The 20,282-nt window shown below is 54.6% G+C and carries 21 protein-coding genes, 7 tRNA genes and 1 pseudogene; 22 read left to right on the top strand and 7 right to left on the bottom strand.

Annotation, left to right across the window (positions count from 1 at the left end; translation table 11 throughout):
• The first annotated feature begins 13 nt into the window (after nt 1-13).
• From ABLV78_RS18020 to ABLV78_RS17930, 19 genes are all read left to right on the top strand, one after another.
• Nucleotides 14-175, top strand: a complete 162-nt coding sequence (locus ABLV78_RS18020) for a hypothetical protein (protein WP_072251433.1) — start codon at nt 14-16, stop codon at nt 173-175.
• Nucleotides 176-778: 603 nt separating this feature from the next.
• A complete protein-coding gene (gene cydA / locus ABLV78_RS18015) occupies nt 779-2,347 on the top strand; it encodes a cytochrome ubiquinol oxidase subunit I (RefSeq protein WP_047049214.1) in 1,569 nt (522 codons plus the stop codon).
• Nucleotides 2,348-2,362: 15 nt separating this feature from the next.
• The gene (cydB, locus tag ABLV78_RS18010; protein WP_047049210.1) at nt 2,363-3,502 is read left to right on the top strand and encodes a cytochrome d ubiquinol oxidase subunit II; all 1,140 of its coding nucleotides are present in this window, start codon (nt 2,363-2,365) and stop codon (nt 3,500-3,502) included.
• Between the two features lie 15 nt (nt 3,503-3,517).
• Nucleotides 3,518-3,631, top strand: coding sequence for a cytochrome bd-I oxidase subunit CydX (cydX, locus tag ABLV78_RS18005; protein ID WP_004100325.1), 114 nt, complete (start codon nt 3,518-3,520; stop codon nt 3,629-3,631).
• Nucleotides 3,631-3,921 carry a cyd operon protein YbgE gene (gene ybgE / locus ABLV78_RS18000; protein WP_015367664.1) on the top strand — a complete coding sequence of 97 codons (291 nt, stop codon included), beginning with the start codon at nt 3,631-3,633 and terminating at the stop codon, nt 3,919-3,921. Before cydX ends, ybgE begins: the two co-directional genes overlap by 1 nt.
• Before the next feature lie 160 nt (nt 3,922-4,081).
• On the top strand, nt 4,082-4,486 hold the full coding sequence (ybgC, locus tag ABLV78_RS17995) for a tol-pal system-associated acyl-CoA thioesterase (RefSeq protein ID WP_004859689.1): 405 nt from the start codon (nt 4,082-4,084) through the stop codon (nt 4,484-4,486).
• Nucleotides 4,483-5,175: a Tol-Pal system protein TolQ gene (gene tolQ, locus ABLV78_RS17990; protein ID WP_015704769.1), complete on the top strand. Its 693-nt coding sequence runs from the start codon at nt 4,483-4,485 to the stop codon at nt 5,173-5,175. The genes ybgC and tolQ overlap by 4 nt, the downstream gene beginning before the upstream one ends.
• A 3-nt stretch (nt 5,176-5,178) precedes the next feature.
• Entirely contained in the window at nt 5,179-5,607 is a 429-nt protein-coding gene (tolR, locus tag ABLV78_RS17985) for a colicin uptake protein TolR (RefSeq protein ID WP_015367661.1), read from the top strand.
• Nucleotides 5,608-5,696: 89 nt separating this feature from the next.
• Nucleotides 5,697-7,016, top strand: coding sequence for a cell envelope integrity protein TolA (tolA, locus tag ABLV78_RS17980; RefSeq protein ID WP_047049207.1), 1,320 nt, complete (start codon nt 5,697-5,699; stop codon nt 7,014-7,016).
• A gap of 130 nt (nt 7,017-7,146) precedes the next feature.
• Nucleotides 7,147-8,439 carry a Tol-Pal system beta propeller repeat protein TolB gene (gene tolB / locus ABLV78_RS17975; protein ID WP_015367659.1) on the top strand — a complete coding sequence of 431 codons (1,293 nt, stop codon included), beginning with the start codon at nt 7,147-7,149 and terminating at the stop codon, nt 8,437-8,439.
• Between the two features lie 34 nt (nt 8,440-8,473).
• Complete coding sequence (gene pal / locus ABLV78_RS17970) at nt 8,474-8,998, top strand: peptidoglycan-associated lipoprotein Pal (RefSeq protein WP_002895068.1); 525 nt, start codon at nt 8,474-8,476, stop codon at nt 8,996-8,998.
• A gap of 9 nt (nt 8,999-9,007) precedes the next feature.
• Entirely contained in the window at nt 9,008-9,808 is an 801-nt protein-coding gene (gene cpoB, locus ABLV78_RS17965) for a cell division protein CpoB (RefSeq protein WP_047049205.1), read from the top strand.
• 161 nt (nt 9,809-9,969) lie between these two features.
• Nucleotides 9,970-10,045, top strand: a tRNA-Lys gene (locus ABLV78_RS17960).
• 128 nt (nt 10,046-10,173) lie between these two features.
• Nucleotides 10,174-10,249: transfer RNA gene (locus tag ABLV78_RS17955), tRNA-Val, on the top strand.
• 2 nt (nt 10,250-10,251) lie between these two features.
• Nucleotides 10,252-10,327: transfer RNA gene (locus tag ABLV78_RS17950), tRNA-Lys, on the top strand.
• Nucleotides 10,328-10,477: 150 nt separating this feature from the next.
• A tRNA-Val gene (locus ABLV78_RS17945) sits at nt 10,478-10,553 on the top strand.
• A 3-nt stretch (nt 10,554-10,556) separates the two neighbouring features.
• Nucleotides 10,557-10,632, top strand: a tRNA-Lys gene (locus tag ABLV78_RS17940).
• 47 nt (nt 10,633-10,679) lie between these two features.
• Nucleotides 10,680-10,755, top strand: a tRNA-Lys gene (locus ABLV78_RS17935).
• A gap of 132 nt (nt 10,756-10,887) precedes the next feature.
• Nucleotides 10,888-10,963: transfer RNA gene (locus ABLV78_RS17930), tRNA-Lys, on the top strand.
• Nucleotides 10,964-11,146: 183 nt separating this feature from the next.
• Here the strand turns inward: ABLV78_RS17930 and ABLV78_RS17925 are convergent.
• Nucleotides 11,147-11,285 (bottom strand): annotated as a pseudogene (locus tag ABLV78_RS17925) (hypothetical protein).
• Nucleotides 11,286-11,333: 48 nt separating this feature from the next.
• Here ABLV78_RS17925 and nadA point away from each other — a divergent pair.
• Both nadA and pnuC read left to right on the top strand, forming a co-directional pair.
• Entirely contained in the window at nt 11,334-12,377 is a 1,044-nt protein-coding gene (gene nadA / locus ABLV78_RS17920) for a quinolinate synthase NadA (protein WP_047049507.1), read from the top strand.
• Nucleotides 12,378-12,412: 35 nt separating this feature from the next.
• Nucleotides 12,413-13,132 (top strand): nicotinamide riboside transporter PnuC, encoded by a 720-nt coding sequence (pnuC, locus tag ABLV78_RS17915; protein WP_015367656.1) that lies wholly within the window; start codon nt 12,413-12,415, stop codon nt 13,130-13,132.
• On the opposite strand, the gene zitB is transcribed toward pnuC, so the two are convergent.
• Nucleotides 13,129-14,067: a CDF family zinc transporter ZitB gene (gene zitB / locus ABLV78_RS17910; protein ID WP_047049203.1), complete on the bottom strand. Its 939-nt coding sequence runs from the start codon at nt 14,065-14,067 to the stop codon at nt 13,129-13,131. The two genes, pnuC and zitB, sit on opposite strands and share 4 nt — an antisense overlap.
• A gap of 115 nt (nt 14,068-14,182) precedes the next feature.
• Nucleotides 14,183-14,554, bottom strand: coding sequence for a YbgS-like family protein (locus ABLV78_RS17905; RefSeq protein WP_047049202.1), 372 nt, complete (start codon nt 14,552-14,554; stop codon nt 14,183-14,185).
• Between the two features lie 315 nt (nt 14,555-14,869).
• Between ABLV78_RS17905 and aroG the strand changes: the two genes are divergently transcribed.
• Nucleotides 14,870-15,922 (top strand): 3-deoxy-7-phosphoheptulonate synthase AroG, encoded by a 1,053-nt coding sequence (gene aroG / locus ABLV78_RS17900; RefSeq protein WP_015367653.1) that lies wholly within the window; start codon nt 14,870-14,872, stop codon nt 15,920-15,922.
• Between the two features lie 110 nt (nt 15,923-16,032).
• Here aroG and gpmA read toward each other — a convergent pair whose 3' ends face one another.
• The 4 genes from gpmA to galT form a co-directional block, all read right to left on the bottom strand.
• The gene (gene gpmA / locus ABLV78_RS17895; RefSeq protein WP_015367652.1) at nt 16,033-16,785 is read right to left on the bottom strand and encodes a 2,3-diphosphoglycerate-dependent phosphoglycerate mutase; all 753 of its coding nucleotides are present in this window, start codon (nt 16,783-16,785) and stop codon (nt 16,033-16,035) included.
• Between the two features lie 234 nt (nt 16,786-17,019).
• Nucleotides 17,020-18,063 (bottom strand): galactose-1-epimerase, encoded by a 1,044-nt coding sequence (gene galM, locus ABLV78_RS17890; RefSeq protein WP_045395086.1) that lies wholly within the window; start codon nt 18,061-18,063, stop codon nt 17,020-17,022.
• Entirely contained in the window at nt 18,057-19,205 is a 1,149-nt protein-coding gene (gene galK / locus ABLV78_RS17885) for a galactokinase (RefSeq protein ID WP_045395085.1), read from the bottom strand. The genes galM and galK overlap by 7 nt, the downstream gene beginning before the upstream one ends.
• Nucleotides 19,202-20,254, bottom strand: coding sequence for a galactose-1-phosphate uridylyltransferase (galT, locus tag ABLV78_RS17880; RefSeq protein ID WP_047049199.1), 1,053 nt, complete (start codon nt 20,252-20,254; stop codon nt 19,202-19,204). The genes galK and galT overlap by 4 nt, the downstream gene beginning before the upstream one ends.
• Nucleotides 20,255-20,282: the final 28 nt, after the last annotated feature.

Here is a 20,282-nt window from a genome sequence, read left to right as displayed (position 1 = left end):
CAGGAGCAGACTAATGTCCGATTTCGACATGGTTGGCCACCGTCAGGTGGCCTTTTTTTTGCCTTGTCGTCTGCCGCAGGCGCTCTCTTACGTTAAAAAACGCTATTCTATTGATTTGATGAATATTATTGGGAATAATCACTCGCCGCTTGTCCGGGGGAGGGGAGGTGGTTAATTTTATGTGAAAATAAACAGGAAAACGCAGACGTTATTTTTTTGCATTTCGATTGGGAAAAATAGTGTGACCGGTCTAACATTATTAGGATCGCATCATTTCTTGCCTTAAATTGGTTAAAGTTAAAATTATATTACCTATAATTCTCATTTCCCCCTTTTTAGTAACCGCTAGCGGCAGACTTTAAACACATTTTTAACATCAATTTCACCGTTATTCTTTATTGCGCCACATAATTAACATAAGAAGAAAAAATTGATTTATATCAATGCTTAATCCTTGGAAAAAATCACCAAAAAACGTTAAATTGTCGCAAATCAAATTGGCCTATTCCGGGCATTTTCGCTATATATTGATCACCGTCGAAAAATGTAAAGCTGGAACAATAAAATCCTATTTATTGTAAGGTTATTGCGGCGTAATATATTAGAGAATCATTTGGTTTTTTCGTTAACGTATTTGTAACCTTTGCGAGGGCACTGTTTCATCGCCAGATGAGCAGTAACGTACCAGGGAGCAAATAATTTTGTATTGGGGCATGCGTATGAACCTGAATTATTGGGTTCGTTCTCGGAGTCTTCATGCGATGAGCAAGGAGTCATGATGTTAGATATAGTCGAACTGTCGCGCTTACAGTTTGCCTTGACCGCGATGTACCACTTCCTTTTTGTGCCGCTAACGCTCGGTATGGCGTTCCTGCTGGCCATCATGGAAACGGTCTACGTCCTTTCCGGCAAACAGATTTATAAAGATATGACCAAGTTCTGGGGCAAGTTGTTTGGTATCAACTTCGCTCTGGGTGTCGCAACCGGTTTGACCATGGAGTTCCAGTTCGGGACTAACTGGTCTTACTACTCTCACTATGTGGGCGATATCTTCGGTGCGCCGCTGGCCATTGAAGGTCTGATGGCCTTCTTCCTCGAATCTACCTTTGTAGGTCTGTTCTTCTTCGGTTGGGATCGTCTGGGCAAAGTTCAGCACATGGCGGTGACCTGGCTGGTCGCTCTGGGGTCTAACCTCTCCGCGCTGTGGATCCTGGTGGCCAACGGCTGGATGCAGAACCCGATCGCATCGGATTTCAACTTTGAAACCATGCGTATGGAGATGGTCAGCTTCTCCGAGCTGGTCCTGAACCCGGTTGCTCAGGTTAAATTCGTCCACACCGTGGCTTCCGGCTATGTGACTGGCGCGATGTTCATCCTTGCCATCAGCTCCTGGTACATGCTTAAAGGCCGTGATTTCGCCTTTGCTAAACGCTCCTTCGCGATTGCTGCAAGCTTTGGTATGGCCGCTATCCTCTCCGTTATCGTCCTCGGCGATGAGTCCGGTTACGAAATGGGTGACGTGCAGAAAACCAAACTGGCGGCGATTGAAGCGGAATGGGAAACCCAGCCGGCGCCGGCTGCCTTTACCCTGTTTGGTATTCCCGACCAGGAAGCGCAAACCAACCACTTCTCCATCCAGATCCCATACGCGCTGGGTATCATCGCTACCCGCTCGGTGGATAAGCCGGTTATCGGCCTGAAAGATCTGATGGCGCAGCATGAAGAGCGTATTCGTAACGGGATGAAAGCCTATGCGCTGCTGGAACAGCTGCGCGCCGGTTCGACTGACCAGGCGGTTCGCGATCAGTTCAATAACGTTAAGAAAGACCTCGGTTATGGTCTGCTGCTCAAGCGCTATACCCCGAACGTCGCTGACGCCACGGAAGAGCAGATCGCCAAAGCGACCAAAGACTCTATTCCGAGCGTAGCGCCGCTGTACTTCGCCTTCCGTATCATGGTGGCGTGCGGCGTACTGATGCTGTTGATTATCGGCGCCTCTTTCTGGACCGTGATTCGCAACCGTATTGGCGAGAAAAAATGGCTGCTGCGCGCCGCGTTCTTCGGCCTGCCGCTGCCGTGGATTGCCGTTGAAGCGGGCTGGTTTGTTGCCGAGTATGGCCGTCAGCCGTGGGCGATTGGTGAAGTGCTGCCAACCGCGGTGGCGAACTCGTCGCTGACCGCGGGCGATCTGATCTTCTCGATGTTGCTGATCTGCGGTCTGTATACGCTGTTCCTGGTGGCTGAACTGTTCCTCATGTTCAAGTTTGCCCGCAAAGGACCGAGCAGCCTGAAAACGGGTCGCTATCACTTTGAACAGTCCTCCGCGGCTATTCAGTCGGCACGCTAAGACAGGAGTCGTCAAATGATCGATTATGAAGTATTGCGTTTAATCTGGTGGCTACTGATCGGCGTTCTGCTGATTGGCTTCGCCGTCGCCGACGGTTTCGACATGGGGGTGGGCATGCTCACCCGTTTCCTCGGTCGTAATGACACCGAGCGTCGAATCATGATCAACTCCATCGCCCCGCACTGGGACGGAAACCAGGTGTGGCTCATCACCGCCGGCGGCGCGCTGTTTGCTGCCTGGCCGATGGTGTACGCCGCCGCGTTCTCCGGCTTCTATGTGGCGATGATTCTGGTGCTGGCATCTTTATTCTTCCGTCCGGTGGGCTTTGACTACCGTTCTAAGATTGAAGATACCCGCTGGCGTAACATGTGGGACTGGGGCATCTTCGTGGGGAGCTTTGTGCCGCCGCTGGTAATCGGCGTGGCTTTCGGCAACCTGCTGCAGGGTGTACCGTTCCATATCGATGAGTATCTGCGTCTGTACTACACCGGCAACTTCTTCCAGCTGCTGAACCCGTTTGGTCTGCTGGCCGGTATCGTCAGCGTGGCGATGATCCTGACGCAGGGCGCGACCTACCTGCAGATGCGTACCGTAGGCGAACTGCACCTGCGCACCCGCACCGTCTCCACGGTGGCGGCGCTGGTGACGCTGGTCTGCTTCGCGCTGGCGGGCGTTTGGGTCTACTACGGCATCGACGGCTACGTGGTGAAATCGGTGCTGGATCATACCGGCCCGTCTAACCCGCTGACCAAAGAAGTGGCGCGTGAAGCCGGCGCGTGGATGGTGAACTTTAACAACATGCCAGCGCTGTGGGCCATTCCAGCCCTGGGCGTGGTGCTGCCGCTGCTGACCGTCGCGTCAACAAAAGCAGATAAAGGCGCCATGGCGTTCCTGTTCTCCTCGCTGACGCTGGCCTGCATCATCCTGACCGCGGGTATCGCGATGTTCCCGTTCATCATGCCGTCCAGCACGATGCTGAATGCGAGCCTGACGATGTGGGATGCCACCTCCAGCCAGCTGACGCTGAATGTGATGACCTACGTGGCTATCGTGTTTGTGCCGATTATCCTCGGCTACACCACCTGGTGTTACTGGAAGATGTTTGGCCGCATTACCCGCGAAGACATCGAAAAGAACACCCACTCGCTGTACTAAGGTAAGGAGCTATATATGTGGTACTTCGCATGGATTTTGGGAACGCTGCTTGCCTGTGCCTTTGGGGTGATTACCGCGCTGGCGCTTGAGCACGTGGAAGCAACCAAAGCAGGTAAAGAAGAGCATTGATGAAAATTATCGCGACCCTTTACGCGATGATGGACAAGCGCCCGTTAAGGGCGCTTTCCTTATTAATGGCGCTGCTGCTGGCAGGCTGCATCTTCTGGGATCCGTCGCGCTTTGCGGCGAAGACCAGTGGGCTTGAAATCTGGCATGGTTTCTTGCTGATGTGGGCGGTGTGCGCCGGCGTCATTCACGGTGTGGGCTTCCGTCCGAAAGCCGTGCACTGGCAGGGGATTTTCTGTCCGCTTATCGCTGATATTGTTCTCTTTGCAGGCCTGATCTTTTTCTTCTTTTGAAAGATAAGAGTATAAGAGAAGTCTGTTAACCGCATGGGCTTGCATAAGCCCATAAAAATTTACTCGCCGTTTACTTTCTCCCATTCCAAACCACGATTCCCGCGCGTATAGTAGCGAAGTTTGAAAGCACTACTCTTTTTTTGCATTACCGGGATGTAAAGTGAATACAACGCTGTTTCGATGGCCGGTCCGGGTCTACTACGAAGATACCGATGCCGGTGGTGTGGTTTACCACGCCAGTTACGTCGCTTTTTATGAAAGAGCACGCACAGAGATGCTGCGCCACCATCACTTCAGTCAGCAGGTTCTGTTGGCTGAACGAGTTGCCTTTGTCGTTCGCAAAATGACGCTGGAGTATTTTGCGCCCGCCAGACTCGACGACATGCTCGAAATCCAGACGGAAATTACCTCGATGCGAGGCACCTCTTTGGTTTTCACGCAGCGAATCGTCAACGCCGAGAATACAGTTTTGAACGAAGCTGAAGTTCTCATTGTGTGCGTTGATCCACTCTTAATGAAGCCTCGTGCGCTTCCCAAGTCTATTGTCGCGGAGTTTAAGCAGTGACTGACATGAATATCCTTGATTTGTTCCTGAAGGCGAGCCTTCTGGTTAAACTTATCATGTTGATTTTGATTGGTTTTTCTATCGCTTCCTGGGCTATTATTATTCAGAGAACGCGTATCCTCAATTCCGCCAGCCGCGAAGCCGAAGCGTTTGAAGATAAGTTCTGGTCCGGCATTGAACTGTCTCGCCTGTACCAGGAGAGCCAGGGCCGTCGCGATAGCCTCGCCGGTTCCGAGCAGATTTTTTACAGCGGCTTTAAAGAGTTCGCGCGTCTGCATCGCGCCAACAGCCATGCGCCGGAAGCGATTGTCGAAGGGGCGTCGCGCGCGATGCGTATCTCGATGAACCGCGAACTGGAAACGCTGGAAACGCATATTCCGTTCCTTGGCACCGTGGGTTCCATCAGTCCGTATATCGGCCTGTTCGGTACCGTCTGGGGGATCATGCACGCCTTTATCGCCCTCGGCGCGGTGAAGCAGGCGACGCTGCAGATGGTTGCGCCGGGGATCGCGGAAGCGCTGATCGCCACGGCAATCGGTCTTTTCGCCGCCATCCCGGCGGTTATGGCCTACAACCGTTTGAACCAGCGCGTGAACAAACTTGAACTGAACTACGACAACTTTATGGAAGAGTTCACCGCCATTCTGCACCGTCAGGCGTTTACCAGCAGCGAAAGCAATAAGGGGTAAGCCATGGCCAGAGCACGTGGACGCGGACGTCGCGAACTGAAGTCCGAGATTAACATCGTTCCGCTGCTGGATGTCCTGTTGGTGCTGTTGCTGATCTTCATGGCGACAGCGCCGATCATTACGCAGAGCGTGGAAGTCGATCTGCCGGACGCCACGGAGTCGCAAGCGGTGAAAAGCAACGATGAACCACCGGTTATCGTTGAAGTCTCCGGAGTAGGGCAGTACAGCGTGAAAGTCGGTCAGGAAACGTTGTCCCAACTGCCGCCGGAGCAGGTCATTGCTGAAGCGAAGCGCCGACTCGAAGCGAATGAGAAGACGGTGTTCCTTATCGGCGGCGCGAAAGATGTGCCTTACGATGAAATTATTAAAGCGCTTAACCTGTTGCATAGCGCAGGGGTTAAATCGGTTGGCTTAATGACCAAGCCTATTTAATCGGCCCGCGAAGCGAGCGGCGGTGGATATCGTAGCATTCCGCCGCTGCTTTTAAGCGGCAACAGGCGAACAGTTTTTGGGAACCGATAGTGTCAAAGGCAACCGAACAAAACGATAAGCTTAAACGAGCGATCATAGTTTCAGTGGTGCTGCACATCATTCTGATTGCGCTACTGATCTGGAGTTCGTTCGATGAGCATCTGGATACTTCCGGCGGCGGCGGAGGTTCGTCCATTGATGCGGTGATGGTCGATCCTGGCGCGGTAGTCAACAACTACAACCGCCAGCAGCAACAGCAGTCCAGCGCGCGTCGCGCGGCCGAGCAGCGTGAAAAGCAGGCTCAGCAGCAGGCCGAGGAACTGCGGGAAAAACAGGCTGCCGAGCAGGAACGCCTGAAGCAAATGGAACAAGAACGTCTGCAGGCGCAGGAAGCGGCGAAAGAAGCGAAAGAACAGCAGAAACAGGCTGAAGAGGCCGCAGCCAAGGCTGCCGCCGCGGCAAAAGCGAAAGCGGATGCCCAGGCGAAAGAGGCGCAGGAAGCTGCCGCCAAAGCCGCCGCCGATGCCAAAGCGAAGGCCGATGCCCAGGCGAAAGTCGCGGAAGCGGCTGCCGCTAAGGCGGCTGCCAAAGCGGCAGCCGACGCCAAGAAGCAGGCGGAAGCCGAAGCGGCGAAAGCCGCCGCGGATGCGCAGAAGAAAGCCGAAGCGGAAGCGGCGAAAAAAGCTCAGCAGGATGCAGAGAAGAAAGCGCAGCAGCAGGCCGAGAAGAAAGCTCAGCAGGAAGCGGCGAAACAGGCTGCGGCAGAAAAGGCCGCCGCTGAAAAAGCCGCTGCCCAGAAAGCTGCCGCGGAAAAAGCTGCAGCCGAGAAGGCCGCTGCTGAAAAAGCCGCAGCTGCCGAAAAAGCCGCTGCCGCCAAAGCAGCCGCCGCAGAAAAAGCGGCGGCTGATAAAGCGGCCAAAGCCGCAGCCGCGAAGGCCGCCGCGGCCAAGAAAGCCGCTGCAGCTAAAGAAGCAAGCGGTGTTGACGATCTGCTCGGTGACCTGAGCTCAGGTAAGAATGCGCCGAAAACCGGCGGTGGAGCTAAAGGCAATGGCCAGCCATCGAAAGATAGCGGCGCCTCTGGCGCCAACGGTGGGGCTACGGGCGCTGATATCAGCGCATACGCAAAGCAAATACAAATGGCTATTCAAAGCCGCCTGTATGATGCCAGCCTCTATCAAGGCAAGCGTTGCGTGTTGCATATCAATCTTAGGCCTGACGGTACATTGAAGGATATCACCTCTGAAGGAGGCGACCCTGCGCTGTGTCAGGCGGCATTAACGGCAGCACGTACTGCGAGTATTCCTAAACCGCCAAGTCAGGCTGTTTATGAGAAAATAAAAAATGCCACACTAGACTTTAAACTGTAATCGTTTTTCCCCGTGCAAGCGGGGAAAAACAATCTATGGTAGTCACAGGGTTTTGGTAGTTTTGTGTATTTGGGTTTGTTAACATTCTGCTAAATTATCGTGGGCTTTCCGCCCGGATAAGGGAGATATGATGAAGCAGGCATTACGAGTAGCATTTGGTTTTTTGATGCTGTGGGCGGCGGTGCTGCACGCAGAAGTACGCATCGAGATCACCCAAGGGGTGGACTCGGCGCGCCCCATCGGTGTGGTGCCATTCCAGTGGGCTGGCCCGGGCGCTGCGCCTGAAGATATTGGCGGCGTGGTAGCGGCTGACCTGCGCAATAGCGGCAAGTTTAATCCGCTGGATCGCTCGCGCCTGCCTCAGCAGCCGGGTAGCGCTCAGGAAGTGCAGCCTGCGGCATGGTCCGCGCTGGGCGTTGACGCCGTGGTCGTAGGCCAGGTGACGCCAAACCCTGACGGTTCTTACCAGGTTGCCTATCAGCTGGTGGATACCGGCGGTGCGCCGGGTACCATCCTGTCGCAAGGCTCTTTCAAAGTGACCAAGCAGTACCTGCGTTATGCCGGACATACTGCCAGCGACGCGGTATTCGAAAAGCTGACCGGGATTAAAGGCGCTTTCCGTACCCGTATCGCTTACGTGGTTCGCACCAACGGCGGCCAGTTCCCGTATGAGCTGCGCGTCTCTGACTACGATGGCTACAACCAGTTCCTGGTTCACCGTTCATCGCAGCCGCTGATGTCGCCGGCATGGTCTCCGGACGGTTCTAAACTGGCCTATGTGACCTTCGAAAGCGGCCGTTCCGCGCTGGTAGTCCAGACGCTGGCGAATGGCGCAGTCCGTCAGATTGCCTCCTTCCCGCAGCACAACGGCGCGCCGGCCTTCTCGCCGGATGGCAGCAAACTGGCATTCGCACTGTCGAAAACCGGTAGCCTGAACCTGTACGTGATGGACCTCGGATCCGGCCAGATTCGTCAGGTGACTAACGGTCGCAGCAATAACACCGAACCGAGCTGGTTCCCGGATAGCCAGAACCTGGCGTTTACTTCCGACCAGGCTGGCCGTCCTCAGGTGTATAAAGTCAACATCAACGGCGGTACGCCGCAGCGTATTACCTGGGAAGGTTCGCAGAACCAGGATGCTGACGTCAGCGCTGATGGTAAAATTATGGTAATGGTAAGCTCGGCCAACGGTCAGCAACACATTGCTAAGCAAGATCTGGAAGCGGGTGGTGTACAGGTTCTGTCATCAACGTTTTTAGATGAAACGCCAAGTCTGGCACCTAACGGCACTATGGTAATCTACAGCTCTTCTCAGGGGATGGGATCCGTGCTGAATCTGGTTTCTACAGATGGGCGTTTCAAAGCGCGTCTTCCGGCAACTGATGGACAGGTAAAATTCCCTGCCTGGTCGCCGTATCTGTGATAATAAATAATTGATTATTAAAGGAATCAAAGAAATGCAACTGAACAAAGTGCTGAAAGGGCTGATGATCGCTCTGCCGGTTATGGCAATCGCGGCGTGTTCTTCCAACAAGAACGCCAGCAACGACCAGAGCGGTGAAGGCATGCTGGGTGCCGGCACTGGTATGGACGCTAACGGTAACGGCGGCAACATGTCTTCCGAAGAGCAAGCGCGTCTGCAGATGCAGCAGCTGCAGCAGAACAACATCGTTTACTTCGATCTGGACAAGTACGATATCCGTTCTGACTTCGCTGCAATGCTGGATGCGCACGCTAACTTCCTGCGTAGCAACCCGTCCTACAAAGTGACCGTAGAAGGTCACGCGGATGAGCGCGGTACTCCGGAATACAACATCGCTCTGGGTGAGCGTCGTGCTAACGCCGTTAAGATGTATCTGCAGGGCAAAGGTGTTTCTGCTGACCAGATTTCCATCGTTTCTTACGGTAAAGAAAAACCTGCAGTACTGGGTCATGACGAAGCGGCATATGCCAAAAACCGTCGCGCCGTACTGGTTTACTAAGAGAATTGCATGAGCAGTAACTTCAGACATCATTTATTGAGTCTGTCGTTACTGGTTGGCATAGCGGCCCCCTGGGCCGCTTTTGCTCAGGCGCCAATCAGTAGTGTCGGCTCAGGCTCGGTCGAAGACCGCGTCACTCAACTTGAGCGTATTTCCAATGCTCACAGCCAGCTTTTAACCCAACTCCAGCAACAGCTCTCCGATAACCAAAGCGATATTGATTCCCTGCGCGGTCAGATTCAGGAAAATCAGTATCAGCTCAATCAGATTGTCGAACGCCAGAAGCAGATTCTGCAACAGATCGACGGACTGACGAGCGGTGGCGGAGCAGCGGCAGCAGGCGCGCAGGCGCAGGCTCAGTCATCTTCCGGCGATCAGAGTTCGGCTACCGCCAGTACAGCGCCAGCGGCCTCTGGGGCGCCAGCGATGACCGGGGATGCCAACACCGATTACAACGCGGCTATTGCGCTGGTAAAAGATTCGTCCCGCCAGGATGACGCGATGGTCGCGTTTCAGAACTTCGTCAAGAAGTACCCGGATTCAACTTATCAACCGAACGCCAACTACTGGCTCGGACAGTTGAACTACAATAAGGGGAAAAAAGACGATGCGGCATACTATTTTGCCTCGGTGGTGAAAAACTATCCGAAATCCCCGAAAGCGCCGGATGCGATGTTTAAAGTCGGCGTCATCATGCAGGACAAAGGCGACACCGCGAAAGCGAAAGCGGTTTACCAGCAGGTGGTCAGCAAATTCCCTGGCACCGATGGTGCGAAACAAGCGCAAAAACGTCTTAACGCCCTGGGTTGATTATGGCATGACCAGAAATCGCGTTATTTCTGGTCTTGTCGCGCGAATCCCAAGCAGTTAAGTGATCTTTATCGAAATTTTAGTTGCGCTGAAATCTGAAATCAGTAATATATGCCGCCGTTGCCAAGGGATATCGAACAAGCCCAAAGCGACGCCAGAGTGGGTCGTTAGCTCAGTTGGTAGAGCAGTTGACTTTTAATCAATTGGTCGCAGGTTCGAATCCTGCACGACCCACCAATCGTTCTGGTGGAACGCGATAGTAAAACGTGAAGGATAACGTTGCGTCAGCAACGGCCCGTAGGGCGAGGCAAAGCCGAGTCATCCTGCACGACCCACCACTTAGTAGAAGTATCCAGCGCAGTATCGGGTGATTAGCTCAGCTGGGAGAGCACCTCCCTTACAAGGAGGGGGTCGGCGGTTCGATCCCGTCATCACCCACCACCGGGTCGTTAGCTCAGTTGGTAGAGCAGTTGACTTTTAATCAATTGGTCGCAGGTTCGAATCCTGCACGACCCACCATCTTTAGCATCGAACTTCGATGTTAAACGTGAAGGATAACGTTGCTTCAGCAACGGCCCGTAGGGCGAGCGAAGCGAGTCATCCTGCACGACCCACCATCTTAATGATGGGGTCGGTGGAAGCAGTATCGGTAGTATCCAGCGCAGTTTCGGGTGATTAGCTCAGCTGGGAGAGCACCTCCCTTACAAGGAGGGGGTCGGCGGTTCGATCCCGTCATCACCCACCACTCGGGTCGTTAGCTCAGTTGGTAGAGCAGTTGACTTTTAATCAATTGGTCGCAGGTTCGAATCCTGCACGACCCACCATCTAAAATGATGGTGCCGAGTACAAAATCTTTCAGGTAACACCCTTAGGGTCGTTAGCTCAGTTGGTAGAGCAGTTGACTTTTAATCAATTGGTCGCAGGTTCGAATCCTGCACGACCCACCAATCTTTAACGGTGGTTTCTGGTAGAACGTGAAGGATAACGTTGCGATAGCAACGGCCCGTAGGGCGAGGCAAAGCCGAGTCATCCTGCACGACCCACCATCCTGAATGATTACAGCAGTAAAATCCCGCAAGGGGTCGTTAGCTCAGTTGGTAGAGCAGTTGACTTTTAATCAATTGGTCGCAGGTTCGAATCCTGCACGACCCACCATTCAACATTGAACTTTGATGTTGAACGTGAAGGATAACGTTGCGTCAGCAACGGCCCGTAGGGCGAGGCGAAGCCGAGTCATCCTGCACGACCCACCAATGTAAAAAGGCGCCCTAAAGGCGCCTTTTTGCTATGCGTCATTCTCTACAATCGACTCCATGTTCGCACTACGCTTGCCGTGGCTCAATAAGGCACGAACCGGTAGCCCGGGAAGATGCGCAGCATCGTCCCCGGGGAATACAAAATTCATCACGACATTTCGCTTGCGATCGGCTATCTTGTTTAGCATATAAAACACAGAAACCGTATTAAGGCGATACATAGCGATATTTACGGTTTCAAAGTTAAGCCAGTAAAACGAGATTGCATGATGAGCGTAATGTTTGATCCTGAAACGGCGATTTATCCTTTCCCGCCAAAACCACAACCGTTGAACCGTGACGAAAAAGCGTTTTACCGCGAGAAAATTAAACGCCTGCTGCGTGAACGCGACGCCGTGATGGTGGCGCATTACTACACCGATCCTGAAATTCAGCAACTGGCCGAAGAGACCGGCGGCTGTATTGCCGACTCGCTGGAAATGGCGCGTTTTGGCGCGCGTCACCCGGCCTCCACGCTGCTGGTTGCCGGAGTGCGTTTTATGGGCGAAACGGCCAAAATTCTTAGTCCGGAAAAGACCATCCTTATGCCGACGCTGAATGCGGAGTGCTCGCTGGATCTCGGCTGTCCCATTGATGACTTTAATGCGTTTTGCGATGCTCACCCGGATCGCACCGTGGTGGTCTATGCCAATACGTCAGCGGCGGTAAAAGCGCGCGCCGACTGGGTGGTGACCTCCAGCATCGCGGTGGAGTTGATTGAACATCTCGATAGCCTCGGACAAAAGATACTTTGGGCGCCGGACCGCCATCTTGGTCGCTATGTACAGCGCCAGACCGGGGCCGACGTGTTGTGCTGGCAGGGCGCCTGCATCGTCCATGATGAATTCAAAACCCAGGCGCTGGCGCGCATGAAGGGGCTCTACCCCGATGCGGCGATCCTGGTGCATCCGGAATCACCGCAGGCGATTGTCGACATGGCGGATGCGGTAGGATCAACCAGCCAATTAATTGCCGCGGCGAAAAGCCTGCCGCAGCGCCAGCTTATCGTGGCTACCGATCGCGGGATCTTCTATAAAATGCAGCAGGCGGTACCGGAAAAAGAGCTGCTGGAAGCGCCTACGGCAGGTGAGGGCGCAACCTGTCGCAGCTGCGCCCATTGTCCATGGATGGCGATGAACGGCCTGAAAGCGATAGCGCAAGGGTTAGAGCAGGGCGGCATTGAACACGAAATTCACGTCGACGCCAAACTGCGTGCCGGGGCATTAATTCCGCTTAACCGTATGCTGGAATTTGCGGCTACACTACGGGGATAACTCATTACCGCGTCGCGTTACGCTTAGGGGATAAAATGGATTTTTTCAGTACGCAGAATATTTTAGTGCATATACCGATCGGCGCCGGCGGCTACGATCTGTCGTGGATTGAGGCGGTGGGGACCATCGCCGGCCTGCTGTGCATCTGGCTGGCGAGCCTGGAAAAAATCAGCAACTATGCCTTCGGCCTGGTGAACGTAACGCTTTTTGCGATCATCTTCTTCCAGATCCAGCTGTACGCCAGCCTGCTGCTGCAGCTGTTTTTCTTCGCGGCGAACGTTTACGGCTGGTACGCGTGGTCAAGGCAGACCAGCGATAACGAAGCGGAACTGAAAATTCGCTGGCTGCCGCTGCCAAAAGCGCTGGCCTGGCTGGCAGGCTGCGTAGTGGCTATCGGCCTGATGACGGTGTTTATTAACCCGGTATTTGCCTTCCTGACCCGCATCGCCGTCAACCTGATGCAAATGCTCGGGCTACAGGTGGCGATGCCGACGCTGGAACCCGATGCTTTCCCATTCTGGGATTCCTGCATGATGGTGCTGTCGATTGCTGCGATGGTGTTGATGACGCGTAAATACGTGGAGAACTGGCTGCTGTGGGTGATCATCAACGTCATCAGCGTGGTGATTTTCGCTCTGCAGGGCGTGTACGCGATGTCGCTGGAGTATTTGCTGCTCACGTTCATTGCCCTGAACGGCAGCCGGATGTGGATTAACAGCGCGCGTGAGCGAGGTTCTCACGCGCTTTCACGTTAATGGTGATGATGATGCTCATGTCCGGAATGCGCCAGATTCAGGTGGCATTCCGGGCCGCTGCAGGGGCGATACTCCATCTGTACCGTCACATGCTCAATTTCATATTTATGCTCAATAAAATGCTGGATGCTATCAAGTAGCGCATCATGATCGTGTGGCGGCACGACCTGTACATGTAGCGTCATCACCGGTTTTTCCCCTACCAGCCAGACGTGAACGTGGTGAACGTCGCGGACTTCAGGTATCGAGCGGCGTAGATCGCGGCCTAATGCTTCGACATCCAGCGAGCGCGGCGCCCCTTCCAGCAGCTCATTCATACTCTCCTGCAGCAGCCGCCAGGCGCTACGCAGCACTAAACACGACACCAGCACCGAGAGGATCGGGTCAATCGGCGTCCAGCCGGTCATCAGAATCACGATAGCGGCCACGATGGCGCCGACGGAACCCAACAAATCGCCCAGTACATGTAGCGCCGCCGCGCGAACGTTAAGATTACTTTCGGCGCTGCCGCGGTGCAGGATCCAGAAGGCGAGAATATTGGCCAACATTCCGGCGACGGCGATAACCATCATGGTTTTTCCCGCGACAGGCTGCGGATGGTTAAAACGCTGTACCGCTTCCCAGAAGATGAAAATGGTAATGACTACCAGGGCGATGGCGTTGACGAAGGCGGCGAGAGTGGTTAAACGCAGCCAGCCAAAGGTGTGGCGGCTATTTGGCGGCCGGCTGGCGAAGCGTACCGCCAGCAGAGCGAACAGGAGGGCGGCGGAGTCGGTGAGCATATGTCCGGCATCGGCCAGCAGGGCCAGCGAACCGGAAATGACGCCGCCGATGGCCTCAATAATCATAAAACCGGCGGTTACGATAAAAGCCCAAAGCAGCCGGTTGGCGTTACTGTTTTCGCCAGCAGGGGTCGGTGAATGTGCATGCGCCATGATGTCATCCTTTAATAGTTATCATTATTACACTATGACATCTTACCGAAATTCAGCGAACAAAGGGATCGAGGTGAACGTTGGTCACCTCGATCCCTTTTCTTACCCGTTTCAATTACTGCGTAGTGCCATCCGTTTTGCTGGCATCGTGGTTCATACCATTGCCGCTTTCCATTTTTTTATCCGTATCCGGACAGCGTCCATCTTTGCACATGCTGTTTTTATGGACCTCGTCGCTCGACATTCCGTCATGATTCATCGTCGAACCATCAGGGTGAAGCATGGTGCCACCGGAGTTAATTTTGTCGTTATCGACATTATTAGGCGCCACGTTTTCACGGGCATCGGGCGCAACCTGTCCGGCATCAGCGGCGGAATTGGCCTGGCCGTTGTTCGATTGCGCGCCGCTATCGGCGGCCAGTGCGGCGCCGCTGGCTAAGCTTAAGGTGGCGGTGATAAGTAGGGCTGTGAGTTTATTCATATTCATCGGATACTCCTGCTTAGTCGATTTGTTGGCTAAACGCGGCCAACAGAGATGTGCCAGGGATCTGCGGTGCTATGGTTTAACACTCCGCCTTAGCGTGAGGATTTAAAATATAATACTGAAAATAAACATTTAATTGGATGTTGCAGTTAAAAATTGTAGTTGGCTGGCGGGATTTCGCTACTTTATGGCGTATTTTTCCCTAATTCCAGGATTATTCCATCGTCAGTGTAAAATCACGTTTACACTTTTTGACCGAAGAGATAGATTGGAAGGATTGCATTTCATTGTATAAGTATGGCAACGCCTGGAAAGAAGATGAATTATCAGAACGACGATTTACGCATTAAAGAGATCAACGAATTATTACCTCCCGTTGCGCTCCTGGAAAAATTCCCCGCTACCGAAAATGCTGCCAATACCGTTGCACATGCTCGCAAAGCGATCCACAACATCCTCAAAGGCAACGACGATCGTCTGCTGGTGGTAATTGGTCCGTGCTCTATTCACGACCCTGCCGCGGCGAAAGAGTACGCCAGCCGCCTGCTGACGCTGCGTGAAGCGCTCAAAGGCGAGTTGGAAATCGTTATGCGCGTCTATTTTGAAAAACCGCGCACCACCGTCGGTTGGAAGGGGCTAATTAACGATCCGCATATGGATAACAGCTTCCGCATCAACGACGGGCTGCGTATCGCGCGTAAGCTGCTGCTGGAAATCAACGACAGCGGTTTGCCTGCGGCGGGCGAGTTCCTTGATATGATCACCCCGCAATATGTGGCGGACCTGATGAGCTGGGGCGCAATCGGCGCGCGTACCACTGAATCCCAGGTGCACCGTGAACTCTCTTCCGGCCTCTCGTGCCCGGTTGGCTTCAAAAATGGCACCGATGGCACCATCAAGGTCGCTATCGATGCGATCAACGCAGCTGGCGCGCCGCACTGTTTCTTATCGGTAACGAAGTGGGGCCATTCCGCTATTGTGAACACCAGCGGCAACAGCGATTGCCATATCATTCTGCGCGGCGGTAAAGAGCCGAACTATAGCGCTCAGCACGTTGCCGAAGTGAAAGTGGGTCTGGCAAAAGCCGGTCTGCCGGCGCAAATCATGATCGACTTCAGCCACGCTAACTCCAGCAAGCAGTTTAAAAAGCAGATGGAAGTCGGCGCCGACGTGTGCCAGCAGATTGCCGGCGGTGAAAACGCGATTATGGGCGTGATGATTGAAAGCCACCTGGTGGAAGGCAATCAGAGCCTGGAAAGCGGCGAACCGCTGACCTACGGCAAGAGCGTGACCGACGCCTGCATCGGCTGGGAAGATACCGAGACCATCCTGCGCCAGCTGGCGGATGCGGTTAAAGCGCGCCGCGGCTAGCCTGTGCTTTACCATCGCTGGCTGCCTTCGCGTTGCGCCAGCGATAGCTAAAAATAAAAAAGCGTGGAAAATTCCACGCTTTTTTGTTGCCGAAATAATTCAGTTGCGTATTACTTCGCTTTACCCTGGTTGGCGACGGCCGCGGCCTTCGCAGCGATTTCGTCAGCATTGCCCAGGTAGTAGTGTTTGATCGGCTTGAAGTTTTCATCGAACTCATACACCAGCGGTACGCCGGTCGGGATGTTCAGTTCGAGGATTTCGTCTTCGCCCATGTTGTCGAGGTATTTCACCAGCGCACGCAGGGAGTTACCGTGAGCGGCGATAATGACGCGCTCGCCGCTTTTCAGGCGCGGCAGAATAGTTTCGTTCCAGTAAGGTACGACGCGGTCGATGGTCAGCGCCAGGCTCTCGGTGGTCGGCAGTTCCGCATCGGTCAGCTTCGCGTAACGCGGATCGTGGCCCGGATAACGTTCGTCATCTTTGGTCAGTTCCGGCGGGGTGACGGCAAAGCCGCGACGCCACTGTTTAACCTGCTCGTCGCCATACTTCTCAGCGGTCTCCGCTTTGTTCAGGCCCTGCAGCGCGCCGTAATGACGTTCGTTCAGTTTCCAGGATTTCTCAACCGGCAGCCAGGCCTGATCCAGTTCGTCCAGCACGTTCCACAGGGTGTGGATGGCACGTTTCAGCACGGAGGTATAAGCAAAATCAAAGCTGAAGCCTTCTTCCTTCAGCAGTTTACCCGCCGCTTTCGCTTCGCTAACGCCTTTTTCAGACAGGTCAACGTCGTACCAACCGGTGAAACGGTTTTCGTTGTTCCATTGGCTCTCGCCGTGACGGACTAGTACCAGCTTAGTTACAGCCATTCTCTTACTCCTCCTACACGCAACCCGACTACTGTGGTGTATGTGTTTATTGATTGATAACTATTCTCATTATATTGCCGTGATTTACCTCACGGCAATGCTTATCCCTAACCATAGCGAAAATAGTGACGCAGTGTAAGATGCTTGTAAAACACAGGTTAGCTTTTTGTCTTTTAGCGGTGCAAATTACAGCAAAAAGGCGAAAAAAAACCCTCCGCAGGGAGGGTTATGGCGTTATCTGGCGATCAACTGATATTCCGTCAGGCTAACGTACTCGGCGCCGGGTCGTAATACGCAATCTGGCTGCGGCCAATGCGGATGATTGGGGGAGTCCGGCAGGAACTCGCTCTCCAGCGCCAGCCCTTGCCAGTCGCCGTAAGGTTGACTGCCGCGCGATGGCGTGCCGCCGAGATAGTTACCGGAATAAAACTGCAGCGCCGGGGCCGAGGTATACACCGTCAGCTGTAGCTTTTCATCCTGCGACCAGACATGCGCCGCCGGCTGGCGGGCGTCGCCTTTGGCCTGCAGCAGAAAGGCGTGATCGTAACCTTTCACTTTTTGCTGGTCAGCATCGGCAAGAAACTCTCCGGCAAGCACTTTTGGCGCGCGGAAATCAAAACTGGTGTACTCCACGTCGCGCAAATCGCCATACGGAATACCGTCGCTCTCTACCGGCAGATACCGATCGGCGAAGATCTGCAGGCGGTGGTGGCGCACATCGCCCTGCACGCCGTCGAGATTAAAATAGACATGGTTAGTCATATTGACCGGGCAGGGCTTATCAACGGTGGCGCGGTACTCAATGGCGATACGATTATCGTCAGTCAGGCGATAGCGCGCGGTTGCCTGCAGATGGCCCGGGAAGCCCTGATCGCCATCGGCGGAGTCGAGCGCAAATAGCGCCTGGCTGTCGTCGTGGCTGACAATTTGCCAGCGGCGCTTGTCGAAGCCGTCCGGCCCGCCGTGGAGCTGGTGGCCGGCCTCGTTCGACGGGGTTAAATTCACGATTTCGCCATCGAGCGTGAAGCGGCTGTTGGCGATACGGTTAGCGTAGCGGCCGACGGACGCGCCCAGAAATGCCGCCTGCTGGCGATATTGCTGCGGCGTGGCGCAGCCAAGTAACGCTTCGCGCAGGCTGCCATCGGCAAGGGGCACTTGCGCGGAGAGTAGCGTCGCGCCCCAGTCCATCACCGTTACGGTCATCCCGGCGTTATTACGCAGCGTTATCACGTTCCACGGCTGTCCGTCGGGCGCGAGTTCGCGGGTTGGCGTTAGCATTGGCCGGCTCCCTGGGATGGTTTGCAGACGTAAAAAGTCTCTTTAATGCCGGTTTTCGCTTCATACTGAGCGGCTACCGCCTGCTGTACTTTTTCAACCAATGCTTCCGGCATCAGGGCAACGATACAGCCGCCAAAGCCGCCGCCGGTCATCCGCACGCCGCCCTTGTCGCCGATAACCTCTTTGACAATCTCAACCAGCGTATCAATTTGCGGTACGGTGATTTCAAAATCATCGCGCATGGAAGCGTGAGACTCCGCCATCAGTTCGCCCATACGCTGCAGGTCGCCGTTTGCCAGCGCCTTCGCCGCTTCAACGGTACGAGCGTTTTCGGTTAATACATGACGCACGCGTTTCGCCACAATCGGGTCCAGCTCGTGGGCCACGGCATTAAACTGCGCAAGCTCAACGTCACGTAGAGCGGGCTGCTGGAAGAAACGCGCGCCGGTTTCACACTGTTCGCGGCGGGTGTTGTATTCGCTGCCGACCAGCGTGCGTTTAAAGTTGCTGTTGATAATCACCACCGCGACGCCTTTCGGCATCGACACCGCTTTGGTGCCAAGGGTACGGCAGTCGATCAGCAGCGCATGATCTTTTTTACCCAGCGCCGAAATAAGCTGGTCCATAATGCCGCAATTACAGCCGACGAACTGGTTTTCCGCTTCCTGGCCGTTAAGGGCGATTTGCGCGCCGTCGAGCGGCAGATGATACAGCTGCTGGAACACGGTGCCGACGGCGACTTCCAGCGACGCCGAGGAGCTTAACCCCGCGCCCTGCGGTACGTTGCCGCTGATGACCAGATCGGCGCCGCCGAAGTGGCTATTGCGCTTTTGCAGATGTTTGACCACGCCGCGGACGTAGTTTGACCACTGTTGGGTGTCGTGGCTAACGATGGGCGCATCGAGGGAAAACTCGTCGCGCTGGTTGTCATAATCGGCGGCAATGACCCGCACGATACGGTCGGAACGCGGCGCGCAGCTGACTACGGTTTGATAGTCAATGGCGCACGGCAGCACGAAACCATCGTTGTAATCGGTATGTTCGCCAATCAGGTTGACGCGGCCCGGCGCCTGAATGACGTGACTGGCAGGGTAGCCAAACTGTTCAGCAAACAGCGCCTGGGTGTTCTCTTTCAGACTCATTGTTCAACTCCTGATTCACGAAAATGGATATCGCTAACGGCACGTAACTTTTCGGCGGCTTGTTCCGCCGTGAGATCGCGCTGGGTTTCGGCTAGCATTTCGTAACCGACCATAAATTTGCGCACCGTGGCGGAGCGCAACAGCGGCGGGTAAAAGTGAGCGTGCAGCTGCCAGTGTTGATTATCTTCGTTATTAAACGGCGCGCCGTGCCAGCCCATGGAGTAGGGGAAGGAGGTCTGGAACAGGTTGTCGTAACGGCTGGTCAGCTTTTTCAGCGCCAGCGCCAGGTCGTGGCGCTGGGCTGCGGTTAAATCGGTCAGGCGCTGAATATGCGCTTTTGGTAGCAGCAGCGTCTCAAAGGGCCAGGCTGCCCAATAGGGGACCACGGCCAGCCAGTGTTCGGTTTCTACAACGGTACGGCTGCCGTCGGCCAGTTCGCGTTGCACATAATCCACCAGCATCGGTGAACCCTGCTCAGCGAAATATTTTTTTTGCAGACGGTCTTCACGTTCCGCTTCATTAGGCAGGAAGCTGTTGGCCCAAACCTGGCCGTGAGGGTGCGGGTTGGAGCAGCCCATCGCCGCCCCTTTATTTTCGAAGACCTGGACCCAGGGATAACTTTTCCCAAGGTCCGCGGTCTGCTCTTGCCACGTTTTAACCACGCCTTCCAGTGCTTCAATGCTCAGTTCCGGCAGCGTTTTGCTGTGGTCTGGCGAGAAGCAGATAACCCGACTGGTGCCGCGCGCGCTTTGGCAGCGCATCAGCGGATCGTCGCTCTCCGGGGCGTCCGGCGTATCGGTCATCAATGCCGCAAAATCGTTGGTAAACACGTAAGTGCCGGTGTAATTCGGGTTAGTGTCGCCGGTGACGCGGGTATTACCCGGGCACAAGAAACAATCCGCATCGTGCGCGGGCAACGTTTGTTTTGCCGGCGTCTCCTGCGCCCCTTGCCAGGGGCGCTTGGCACGATGCGGTGAAACCAGAATCCACTGCCCGGTTAACGGGTTATAACGACGGTGCGGATGGTCGACGGGGTTAAATTGCGTCATGGTATTTCCTTAGAGCCTTTCCTTTAGG

It is taken from the genome of Klebsiella sp. CN_Kp075 (genome assembly GCF_040065055.2).
GTDB lineage: Bacteria > Pseudomonadota > Gammaproteobacteria > Enterobacterales > Enterobacteriaceae > Klebsiella > Klebsiella aerogenes.
This window is presented reverse-complemented; position numbering and strand designations above follow the sequence as displayed.

What these genes read in the sequence shown, in the direction of transcription:
- ABLV78_RS18020 (WP_072251433.1), top strand. Translation starts at nt 14, where the DNA reads ATGTCCGATTTCGACATGGTTGGCCACCGTCAGGTGGCCTTTTTTTTG.
- cydA (WP_047049214.1), top strand. Translation starts at nt 779, where the DNA reads ATGTTAGATATAGTCGAACTGTCGCGCTTACAGTTTGCCTTGACCGCG.
- cydB (WP_047049210.1), top strand. Translation starts at nt 2,363, where the DNA reads ATGATCGATTATGAAGTATTGCGTTTAATCTGGTGGCTACTGATCGGC.
- cydX (WP_004100325.1), top strand. Translation starts at nt 3,518, where the DNA reads ATGTGGTACTTCGCATGGATTTTGGGAACGCTGCTTGCCTGTGCCTTT.
- ybgE (WP_015367664.1), top strand. Translation starts at nt 3,631, where the DNA reads ATGAAAATTATCGCGACCCTTTACGCGATGATGGACAAGCGCCCGTTA.
- tolR (WP_015367661.1), top strand. Translation starts at nt 5,179, where the DNA reads ATGGCCAGAGCACGTGGACGCGGACGTCGCGAACTGAAGTCCGAGATT.
- tolB (WP_015367659.1), top strand. Translation starts at nt 7,147, where the DNA reads ATGAAGCAGGCATTACGAGTAGCATTTGGTTTTTTGATGCTGTGGGCG.
- pal (WP_002895068.1), top strand. Translation starts at nt 8,474, where the DNA reads ATGCAACTGAACAAAGTGCTGAAAGGGCTGATGATCGCTCTGCCGGTT.
- cpoB (WP_047049205.1), top strand. Translation starts at nt 9,008, where the DNA reads ATGAGCAGTAACTTCAGACATCATTTATTGAGTCTGTCGTTACTGGTT.
- nadA (WP_047049507.1), top strand. Translation starts at nt 11,334, where the DNA reads ATGAGCGTAATGTTTGATCCTGAAACGGCGATTTATCCTTTCCCGCCA.
- pnuC (WP_015367656.1), top strand. Translation starts at nt 12,413, where the DNA reads ATGGATTTTTTCAGTACGCAGAATATTTTAGTGCATATACCGATCGGC.
- zitB (WP_047049203.1), bottom strand. Translation starts at nt 14,067, where the DNA reads ATGGCGCATGCACATTCACCGACCCCTGCTGGCGAAAACAGTAACGCC.
- ABLV78_RS17905 (WP_047049202.1), bottom strand. Translation starts at nt 14,554, where the DNA reads ATGAATATGAATAAACTCACAGCCCTACTTATCACCGCCACCTTAAGC.
- aroG (WP_015367653.1), top strand. Translation starts at nt 14,870, where the DNA reads ATGAATTATCAGAACGACGATTTACGCATTAAAGAGATCAACGAATTA.
- gpmA (WP_015367652.1), bottom strand. Translation starts at nt 16,785, where the DNA reads ATGGCTGTAACTAAGCTGGTACTAGTCCGTCACGGCGAGAGCCAATGG.
- galM (WP_045395086.1), bottom strand. Translation starts at nt 18,063, where the DNA reads ATGCTAACGCCAACCCGCGAACTCGCGCCCGACGGACAGCCGTGGAAC.
- galK (WP_045395085.1), bottom strand. Translation starts at nt 19,205, where the DNA reads ATGAGTCTGAAAGAGAACACCCAGGCGCTGTTTGCTGAACAGTTTGGC.
- galT (WP_047049199.1), bottom strand. Translation starts at nt 20,254, where the DNA reads ATGACGCAATTTAACCCCGTCGACCATCCGCACCGTCGTTATAACCCG.